We start from the raw sequence: 9,353 nt of genomic DNA on the forward strand, positions 1-9,353 counted from the left end.
GGCGGGGGTACGGACATCGTCGCGCTCTCTTTCCGTGCGAGTTCCGGGGGCGGCGGACCGCTGAACGGCCCGCCGGGAACGGTCCCTTCTCGGTTCAGACAGAGGTGCCGGCGGAGGCGCCGGCGGAGGGGATCTGCTGGGTGATGCAGTGGACTCCGCCGCCGCCGAACGCGATCGCGAGCGCCCGAACGCCGACGACCTTGCGGCCGGGGTACGCGGAGGCGATGACCGCGAGGGCCTCTTCGTCCTGGGGCAGACCGGCCACCGGAACGACGACGCCGCCGTTGGCCACGTAGTAGTTCAGGTAGGACACCTCGATCTCGCCGTCGGCCATGTCGACAAACGCTGCCTGGGGGACGTCGACGATCTCGAACGGCCGGCCCTGGGCATCGGTGGTCGCCTCAAGGACCGCACGGTTGGCGCGCATCCGCGCGTAGTCGGGATGCGCCGGATCATCAGGCAGCGAGACAACGACCTTGCCGGGAGCGGCGAATGCGCAGACGCCGTCGACGTGCCCGTCGGTCTCCGTGTCGAGGAGACCGCCGTACGGAAGCCAGACGACCTTGCCGACACCGAGCTGGGATTTGAGCTCCGTCTCGATCTCATCCCGGTTCATCCCCGGGTTCCGGTTGGGGTGCAGCAGGCACTGCTCGGTGGTGATCAGCGTGCCCTCGCCGTCGACCGTGATCGACCCGCCCTCAAGGATCATGCCGGAGTGGATGCGCTCGATGCCGAGGCGCTCGAGCAGCAGGCCGCTGATCCGGTCGTCGGAGTCGTACGGGTGGTGCTTGCGGCCCCAGGCGTTGAAGCGGAAGTCCACCCCGGCGCGGTTGCCGTCACCGTCGAGCACGAACAGCGGCGCGGAGTCGCGGAACCACGAGTCGTCCTGCGCCATCTCCACGACGTTGACCTCACGGCCGCACCTCTTACGGGCGTCCTCGCCGTGGCCTGGCGGCGCGACCATGGTCACCGGCTCGAACTCGGCGATCGCGCGGGCGACGTTCGCGTACTCCTCCTTGACGTCGTTCAGCACGCTGCCCCAGAGATCCTCACGGACGGGCCAGGCCATCAGGCACCCCTCGTGCTCGGACCATTCGGCAGGCATACGGAATGCAGTCATCACGGGTCTCTCTTCGTTTCGCCAGAGGTACCCGTCGGCGGCGGCCGGCTCGGCCTGGCAGAAGCCAGAACGGGTACGCGGTGTGAACAGCATGGACTTGACTGAAAATTCAGTCAAGAGAACGGACGTGCCTCTGCGCTTCAGTCGACGAGCAAGGGGTCACAGGAAGTAGAGACGGTTCAGGGAGACCTCTTGCGCCGGCTCGGAACGCATGGGATCGCCGTCGAGCGTCACGAGGCCGCTGCGCGGATCGACGTCCACGCACCCGAGCCGGGCGTTGCGCAGCATGTCGGCGGGGCCGATGCCACGAGTTCCCCGCACAGCCACGCGCCTGCGCCGGGTGGCCATGGTGTCGCTCGGCCTTCCGAAGGAACCGGATTCGGCAGCGGCACGGCTCACGAAGGCCACGGAGAGATCGGCCGGAGCGGCTCCGTGGGCGCCGAACAGCGGCCCCAGGACGAGGGGTTCGCAGGTGTCTGTGGCGGCGTTGGGGTCACCGGTGACGCCGTACGCGGGGAAGCCGGACTTGAGGACCATCTGCGGCTTGGCGCCGAAGAACTGCGGACGCCACAGCACGATGTCGGCCATCTTGCCGACCTCGATGGAGCCGACCTCGTGCGCGAGACCGTGGGCGATGGCCGGGTTGATGGTCAGCTTGGCCATGTAGCGAAGGACGCGCGCGTTGTCGTCGTGCGCGCCGTCGCCGTCCATCGGGCCCAGCTCGGCCTTCATCTTCCCGGCCATCGCGAAGGTACGGCGTACGGTCTCGCCCGCGCGACCCATGCCCTGCGCGTCCGACGAGGTGATCCCGATCGCGCCCAGGTCGTGCAGCACATCCTCGGCGCCCATCGTCCCGGCCCGGATGCGGTCACGGGCCATGGCGGCGTCACCCGGCAGGTCCGTCTTCAGGTCGTGGACGGAGACGATCATCCCGTAGTGCTCGGCGACCGCGTCCCGGCCGAAGGGCAGCGTCGGATTGGTGGACGACCCGATGACGTTCGGCACGCCCGCCATCTTCAGCACGTTCGGCACGTGACCGCCGCCGCAGCCCTCGATGTGGAAGGCGTGGATGGTCCGCCCGTCCAGGACCTTCAACGTGTCCTCGACCGACAGGCACTCATTCAACCCGTCACTGTGCAGGGCGACTTGGACATCATGCTCCTCGGCCACCCGCAGCGCCGTGTCCAAGGCCCGGGTGTGCGCGCCCATGTCCTCGTGCACCTTGAAACCGCAGGCGCCACCCTCAGCAAGGGCTTCGACCAGGGGTGCTTCATGGGAGGCGGAACCCCGCGCCAGGAAGCCGATGTTGACGGGCCAGGCGTCGAAGGCGTTGAACCCGAGCCGCAGCGCCCATGGGGAGTTCACACCGACACCCCAAGTCGGCCCGACCTCCTGGCCGATGATCGTGGTGACACCCGAGGCAAGAGACGCTTCCATGATCCGCGGGGAGAGCAGGTGCACATGGGTGTCGATCGCACCGGCGGTGGCTATCAGCCCCTCGCCCGAGATCATGGTGGTGCCGGTGCCGACGACCACATCAACGCCGTCGAGGGTGTCGGGATTGCCGGCCCGCCCGATCGCGGAGATCCGCCCTTCCCTGATCCCGATGGACACCTTCCGGATGCCCTGCACGGCATCGATCACGAGGACATTGGTGATCACCATGTCGCAGGTGTCACGAACGGCCGCGGCCTTCAGATGCATCCCGTCACGGGCCGTCTTGCCGAAACCGGCCAGGAACTCGTCGCCGTGAACCTGCGAGTCCGACTCCACCCGTACGACGAGCCCTGAGTCACCGAGCCGGACCCGGTCCCCCGCACGGGGACCGTGCACGGAGGCGTACTCGTGCGGATCGATGTGTCGGCTACTGCCTGGCGCGCAGTGGTCGCTGTGTCTGGTGGGCCTGCTCATCGCTCTGTCCTTTCCGTTCCCAGGTATCCGCAGGCGGCGGCACGCCTCAGGGCCTCCGCCTTCGCGCCGGGCGCATCCAGCGCGCCGTCGACCAGGCTCGCGAAACCGATCGCTATCCGCTCCCCGCCCATCGGTACGAGCCCGACCTCGACAACGGCACCGGGATCGAAGCGCGTGGACGACCCGGCCGGGGCCGCGAGGCGCATGCCGTAGGCGGCCTTCCTGTCGAAGACCAGACGAGGATTCGCCTCGAAGAAGTGGAAGTGCGAGGTCACACTCACCGGCACCGGAGCCGTGTTGCGGACCTCCAGGGTGATCACCGGCTCCGGCTCCGGCACGGCGTCCGAGTGGGGCACGACAGCCCCGGGGGCAGCGTCGTCGTGCTCCACGTCGCCGAACGGAGCGCTGATGACGGCCAGGCGGGTGCCGTCGTCGAACACCGCCTCGACCTGTATCTCCGTCACGACGTCGGTGACACCGGGAAGCACGTCGTCCGGGCCGAGCACAGCGCGGCCGCGCTTGAGCGCGTCTGCCAGCCGCAGGCCGTCACGCGCGGCCTCGCAGACCGTATCGGCGATCAGCGCGGTCGCTTCCGGCACATTCAGACGCAACCCACGCTCCAGGCGCGTCCGCGCGAGCTCGGCGGCCGTGAAAAGCAGCAGCCTGTCTCGCTCAGAGGGGGTCAGCGGCATGGAGCCCCCTGATTCGTTGGCCTGGTCACGGGCATGGTGGCGCTTCCTTTCTCCGGAATGTCAGAGGGGGCGTGCGGCCAACTGTGGCACTGACTGAAATCTCAGTCAACATCTTGATGCCGCCCGACCCTCCCTGCGCTCCAGAGGCGACTCCGCTGGTCGAGAGCCCGCAGGCCGAGTGCAGGGCCGGGTCGATGCCGGCGACGGCGGGGGTGGGTGCGTCGTGGGCGAGCACCCCGGCGACCTCGATGCCGACCCCACGGGCGCCCAGTGAGCGTGCACCTGACCGTTGGCCAACATCCCCGCGGGCATCCCAGAAGCAGTGGGCGCGCAGGCAGGACCCCACACGACGCAGGCGAGTGGAGTGGGAGGGAGTGCGCGTGCTCATCGTCGAGGACGAGGCGGAGCTGGCTGCGATGCTCGACGAGAGCCTGCGTACGGAAGGCATGGTCTGCACAGCGACACGTCACCGCCCACGCCTCGCAGGAGAAGAGGGGCCGCGTGCCAGGGGTAGGCGGCGCCGACGCGAGCGGTTAGCGGCCCAGCCGTTCGACCTCGGCGTCGATGGCCTCGCTCAGCAGGGTCCGGGCGTGGGCAATCTGGAGCGAGCCGCTGAGCCAGCGCATGCTCAGCCCTTCCAGGAGGGCGGTAAGACGCTCCGCGGCCCCCGCGAGAGCCACTGCCGGGGCCATCGGATGAACTCGACCCAGCAGAGCCGCCACCTCCTGGACCCAGGTCAGCGTGGATCTCGCCAGATCCTCACGCAGCTCGGGCTCGAAAATCGCGCTGGCCCGCAACTCGCCCCAGGCGCTGCTGTTCTCCCTGACCTCGGTCGTGTCCTGGAGTTCCAGCAGGAGGGTCTGGTCCAATTCCTCACGCGGGCTGAGCGGTTCGGCACCCGGATCCAACTGATTCGTGTAGCGCTCGGCCCGGTCGCTGATGAACTCCAGCGTCTTGCGCAGGATCCCGGTGCGGTCCTTGAAGTGGTAGTAGATCAGCGCGGTGGACACGCCCGCCTCTTCGGCCAGCTCCTCCACGCGCAGGCCACGGACCCCGCGCCGAGCAATCACCCGGGCGGCCGCTTCGAGGATCTGAGTGCTACGAGACGCCATGGCCCGAACCATATCCGGCCCTCCTGCCCAGGGGGTCAGGCCCCCTGACCGACAAGAGTCACTGAGAGTGCTAACTGAAGATTCAGTCAATGTGTGACACTGTTGGTTCAGACCACTTCAGGAGATGATCACGTGGCAACGGACCGCCGAACGGCCATCATGGAAGGTGCCGCTCGAGTCATAGCCCGGCGAGGGGTCCGCGGGCTGCGCATGGAGGAGTTGGCGGCCGAAGCCGGGGTGTCCACCGCACTGATCTACTACCACTTCAAGGACCGGGCCGGAACTCTGCGTCACACCCTGGAGTTCATCAGCGACCGGGCCGATCGGTACACGACCGAGGAAGAAGGCTCCACCGGACCGCACGACGCCCGGCAGGAGTTGGAGCAGTCCCTCCTCCTGGAATTCCAGGACGTACCCGAGGTTCGTGAGAACAGCACGGCATGGGGCGAGTTGCGTGCCAGCGCGATCTTCGATCCTGAACTGCGCGGAGATCTGGCCAGAGCCACACTGACCTGGATTCACGATGTCGCGGACCTCCTGGGCCGCATCCGGCCGAACGCTCCGGCACCGGCACTCACGGCATCCGCGGAGCGGCTCACCGGCCTCCTCGAAGGGATCAGCACGCGCTGGCTGAGCGGCGCGCTTCCCTTGACGCACGCTCGCGAACTGGTGAGTGAAGCTGTCTCGATCGAGATCCATCGACTGGATGGTTGACACCGGGCACACGGCAGACTGCCGTCGTCCCCCGCCCTCGATCGTCACCGTAGCCCCACCCGCTCGTTGGCTCTCAAAAGCCCGCAGTTGCGTTGAGGTGGGCACATAGCGGCACACAAAGTGCCGTGCGAATACGGGAGTTGACGGTCATGGAGTGCAGGTACGACGGCGCTCACGGTCTGCCGCTGACGAGCGCCCAGATGCTCTTCTGGCTGGCGCAGGAGCGCGATCCGCAGAGCCCCGCGTTCCTCTGCGCCGAGTACGTGGAGCTGCGCGGAGCCGTCGACGTCGGACTCCTCGAACAGGCCCTGCACCAGGCGCTCGTGGAGGCCGAGGCCACCCGGGTGCGGTTCCGCACCACCGCCGACGGCGAGGTGCGGCAGGTCGTCCAGGCGCTGGAGAACTGGACCCTGCCGGTGCTCGACCTGCGCGGCGAGCCGGACCCCGTGCGGGCCGCGGACGACTGGATGGCGGCGAACGGGCACCCGGCGTTCGACCTGCAGTGCGACCACGCCTTCGCCTTCACGGTCCTGCGCACCGCCGACGAGCGGTTCCTGTTCCACCTGGTGATGCACCACATCCTGCTCGACGGCTACGGCTTCTCCCTGTTCCTGCATCGCACCGCGGACATCTACACCGCCCTCGCCGCCGGGGATGCCGTGCCGCCGTGTCCGTTCGGCTCGCTTGAGCAGACCGTGGCGGACGACCTCGCGTACCGCTCCTCCGAACTGATGGACCGGGACCGGGAGTACTGGCGCGTCCAACTCGCCGACTGGATCGACGAGTCGGCGGCCGCGCACCGGCCCGAGGAGGTGTCGTACACCTTCGTCCGCGAGACCGGCCACCTCGACGCGGAGGCCGCCGCAGGGCTGCGCGCCCTGGCCCGTACCGCGAGGACGGGCCTGGCGACGGCCGCGATGGCGGCGCTCGGCCTGTACGTGCACCGCCTCGGCGGCGGCGACGGCGAGGACGCGGCGCTGCAGCTGACCGTCAGCGGCCGCAGCCCCGTCTCGCGCACCGTCCCCGCCGTGCTCGCCAACGTGCTTCCGCTGCGGCTGCGGACGACCCCGCAGACCACCGTCGCCGAGCTGCTCCGGCACACCGCGGAGCAGGCCAAGGGGCTGCTGCGGCACCAGCGTTACCCGTATCTGCAGCTGGAGCGCGAGCTGGGCGTGCGGCACGACAGGCCGGGGGCGCTCGGCAGTTGGGGCATCAACGTCATGACGTACGACGGCGACGTACGCTTCGGCTCGATCCCGGCCGTGATCCACAACCTGTCCAACGGGCCCGTCGCGGGCTGGGCCGTGAACGTCTACGACCGGCCGGCCGACGGCTCGCTCCGCATCGACCTGCAGGCCGACCCCGGCCGGCACTCCGCCGCCGAGGTCGCCGCCCACCACCGCCGCCTCCTGGGCCTGCTGCGCACCCTGGCGACCGTGGACCCGGCGCTGCCGGTCGGCGCCCTCGACCTGCTCTCCGCCGCCGAGCGCGAGCAGGTCCTCGCGGCCGGACGCGGCCCGGAGCGGCCCGTGCCCCCGGCCACGCTGCCGGAGCTGTTCGAGCAGCGGGTACGGCGGGAACCCGGGGCCAGGGCCCTGGTGTGCGGCGCGGACGAGCTGACCGCCGCCGAGCTGAACGGCCGCGCCAACCGCCTCGCCCGGCTGCTGCTCGCCCGCGGGGCCGCCCCGGAGACGTACGTCGCGGTGGCCCTGCCCCGCACCGCCGACTACGTCATCGCACTCCTCGCCGTACTCAAGACCGGCGCCGCCTGCCTGCCCCTCGACCCCGAACACCCGGACGCCCGCACCCAGTTGATGCTCGCCGACGCCCGGCCGCTGTGCGTCCTGACCACGGCCGAAGGCACGACCGGCATCGGGGAGTACGGGGACGGCCGCGCCCTCGTCCTCGACGCCCCCGAGACCCGGCGGGCGCTGGCCCTGCTGCCCGCGACCGACCCCACCGACCAGGACCGGGCGCAGCCGCTCGCCCCGCACCACCCGGCGTACGTCAACTTCACCTCCGGCACCTCGGGGCGCCCCAACGGCGTGGTGGTCGAGCACCGGCAGCTCGCCAACCTCTTCGCCGACCACGAGGCCGAGTTGATCCGCCCGGCGGCCGCCGCGGCGGGCCGTCCGCTGCGTGCCGCGCTCACCGCCTCGTTCACTTTCGACACTTCCTGGGAGGGCCTGTTGTTCCTGGCGGCGGGACAGGAGCTGCACCTCGTCGAAGAATCGGTTCGTCGAGACCCGGCCGCTCTCGTCGCCCAAGTGCGGCGCAAAGAGCTCGACTTCCTCGACCTCACGCCCTCCTACCTCCGCCAACTCCTCGACGACGGACTCCTCGCCGACGGCGCCCACCGGCCGGGGCTGCTGATGGTCGGCGGCGAGGCCGTCGACGGCGAGCTGTGGCGGCGGCTGCGCGACTGCCCCGGCACCGCCTCGTACAACTACTACGGCCCCACGGAGTGCACCGTGGACGCCGTCTACTGCCGCCTGGACGAGCAGGGCAGCCGCCCCGTCATCGGCCACCCCGGACACAACATGCGGGCCTACGTCCTCGACCGCGCCGGTCAGCCGACCCCTCCGGGCGTTCCGGGTGAACTGCACCTGGGCGGCGCGCAGGTCGCCCGCGGCTACCTCGACCGGCCCGAACTGACCGAGCGGCGCTTCCTCCCGGACCCCTTCGGCCCGCCGGGCGCCCGCATGTACCGCACCGGGGACGCCGCGCGCTGGACCGAGGACGGCGTACTGGAATTCCTCGGCCGGACCGACGAGCAGGTGAAGGTGCACGGCGTGCGCATCGAGCCCGGCGAGATCGAGGCGGTGCTCGCCGGGCATCCGGGCGTCGCCCAGGCAGCGGTGACGGTCCACCGGACCGAGCGGGGCGCGCACACCCTGACCGCCCACCTCGCGGGGGCGAGCACGGGCGCGGACGGTGCCGGGCCGCCGGACGCCGCGACTCTGCGGGCCTGGGCCGCCCGGCGGCTGCCCGCCGCGATGGTCCCGGCCGCGCTGGTGTTCCACGTCGCGCTGCCGCTGACCGCACACGGCAAGCTGGACCGCGCCGCGCTCACCGCGACGGCACGGAACCAGGACCGGGCCCAGGCCTCCGCCGCCCGGCGTGCACCCCGCGACGCCCGCGAGAAGGACCTGTGCGCCCTCTTCGCCGAGGTCCTCGACATGCCCGAGGTCGGCATCGACGACGACTTCTTCGCTCTCGGCGGCCACTCCCTCAAGGCCACCCGGCTCGCCTCCCGCATCAGCGCCCACCTCGGCGCCGAGGTCCCTGCCGCGCTGCTTTACCGGGCCCCGACCGTCGCCGCCCTCGCCGAGCAGCTGCAGGGCGACGAACTCCCCGACGCCTTCAGCCCGTTGCTGCCGCTGCGACGGGGCAACGGCGGCCCGCCGGTGTTCTGCCTGCACCCCTCCGGCGGCCTCGGCTGGTGTTACGCCACGCTGCCCCGGCACCTTCCGGACGACGTGCCGGTGTACGTGCTGCAGGCCCGTGGCCTACGGGGCGGGGAAGGGCTGCCCGGCAGCTTCCCCGAGATGATCGCCGACTACGTACGGCAGATCCGCTCGGTCCAGGCGACCGGCCCGTACCGGCTGCTCGGCTGGTCCCTCGGTGGGTCCCTGGCCCACGCCGTCGCCGTACGGCTGCAGGGCGAGGGCGAGCGGGTGGAGCTCCTCGCGATGCTCGACGCCCAGCCCATCGACCCGGACGAGGCGCGCACGATCGAGGCCGATCCGGAGCTGACCCGCACCCGCGTCCTCGAAGCCGCCGGCCGCGTCCCCATCCCCGCCC

The 9,353-nt window shown here is 70.6% G+C and carries 6 protein-coding genes; 2 read left to right on the top strand and 4 right to left on the bottom strand.

From position 1 onward, the window contains the following. Positions 1–94 precede the first annotated feature (94 nt). The 4 genes from GUY60_RS28780 to GUY60_RS28795 form a co-directional block, all read right to left on the bottom strand. Positions 95–1,120: an agmatine deiminase family protein gene (locus tag GUY60_RS28780; RefSeq protein ID WP_161703014.1), complete on the bottom strand. Its 1,026-nt coding sequence runs from the start codon at positions 1,118–1,120 to the stop codon at positions 95–97. Between the two features lie 159 nt (positions 1,121–1,279). After that, positions 1,280–3,031, bottom strand: a complete 1,752-nt coding sequence (locus tag GUY60_RS28785) for an urease subunit alpha (RefSeq protein ID WP_161703016.1) — start codon at positions 3,029–3,031, stop codon at positions 1,280–1,282. Continuing rightward, positions 3,028–3,723 carry an urease subunit gamma gene (gene ureA, locus GUY60_RS28790; RefSeq protein ID WP_161703018.1) on the bottom strand — a complete coding sequence of 232 codons (696 nt, stop codon included), beginning with the start codon at positions 3,721–3,723 and terminating at the stop codon, positions 3,028–3,030. The genes GUY60_RS28785 and ureA overlap by 4 nt, the downstream gene beginning before the upstream one ends. Before the next feature lie 533 nt (positions 3,724–4,256). Next, positions 4,257–4,835 carry a TetR/AcrR family transcriptional regulator gene (locus GUY60_RS28795; RefSeq protein WP_161703020.1) on the bottom strand — a complete coding sequence of 193 codons (579 nt, stop codon included), beginning with the start codon at positions 4,833–4,835 and terminating at the stop codon, positions 4,257–4,259. Positions 4,836–4,994: 159 nt separating this feature from the next. Between GUY60_RS28795 and GUY60_RS28800 the strand changes: the two genes are divergently transcribed. Both GUY60_RS28800 and GUY60_RS28805 read left to right on the top strand, forming a co-directional pair. Next, positions 4,995–5,549 (top strand): TetR/AcrR family transcriptional regulator, encoded by a 555-nt coding sequence (locus GUY60_RS28800; protein ID WP_187370153.1) that lies wholly within the window; start codon positions 4,995–4,997, stop codon positions 5,547–5,549. 149 nt (positions 5,550–5,698) lie between these two features. Further along, positions 5,699–9,353: non-ribosomal peptide synthetase (locus tag GUY60_RS28805; protein WP_161703024.1), on the top strand; the 3,655-nt coding region annotated here is incomplete at its 3' end.

Source organism: Streptomyces boluensis, from assembly GCF_009908195.1.
In the GTDB taxonomy this organism is placed as follows: domain Bacteria; phylum Actinomycetota; class Actinomycetes; order Streptomycetales; family Streptomycetaceae; genus Streptomyces; species Streptomyces boluensis.

What these genes read in the sequence shown, in the direction of transcription:
- GUY60_RS28780 (WP_161703014.1), bottom strand. Translation starts at nt 1,120, where the DNA reads ATGACTGCATTCCGTATGCCTGCCGAATGGTCCGAGCACGAGGGGTGC.
- GUY60_RS28800 (WP_187370153.1), top strand. Translation starts at nt 4,995, where the DNA reads ATGGAAGGTGCCGCTCGAGTCATAGCCCGGCGAGGGGTCCGCGGGCTG.
- ureA (WP_161703018.1), bottom strand. Translation starts at nt 3,723, where the DNA reads ATGCCGCTGACCCCCTCTGAGCGAGACAGGCTGCTGCTTTTCACGGCC.
- GUY60_RS28785 (WP_161703016.1), bottom strand. Translation starts at nt 3,031, where the DNA reads ATGAGCAGGCCCACCAGACACAGCGACCACTGCGCGCCAGGCAGTAGC.
- GUY60_RS28795 (WP_161703020.1), bottom strand. Translation starts at nt 4,835, where the DNA reads ATGGCGTCTCGTAGCACTCAGATCCTCGAAGCGGCCGCCCGGGTGATT.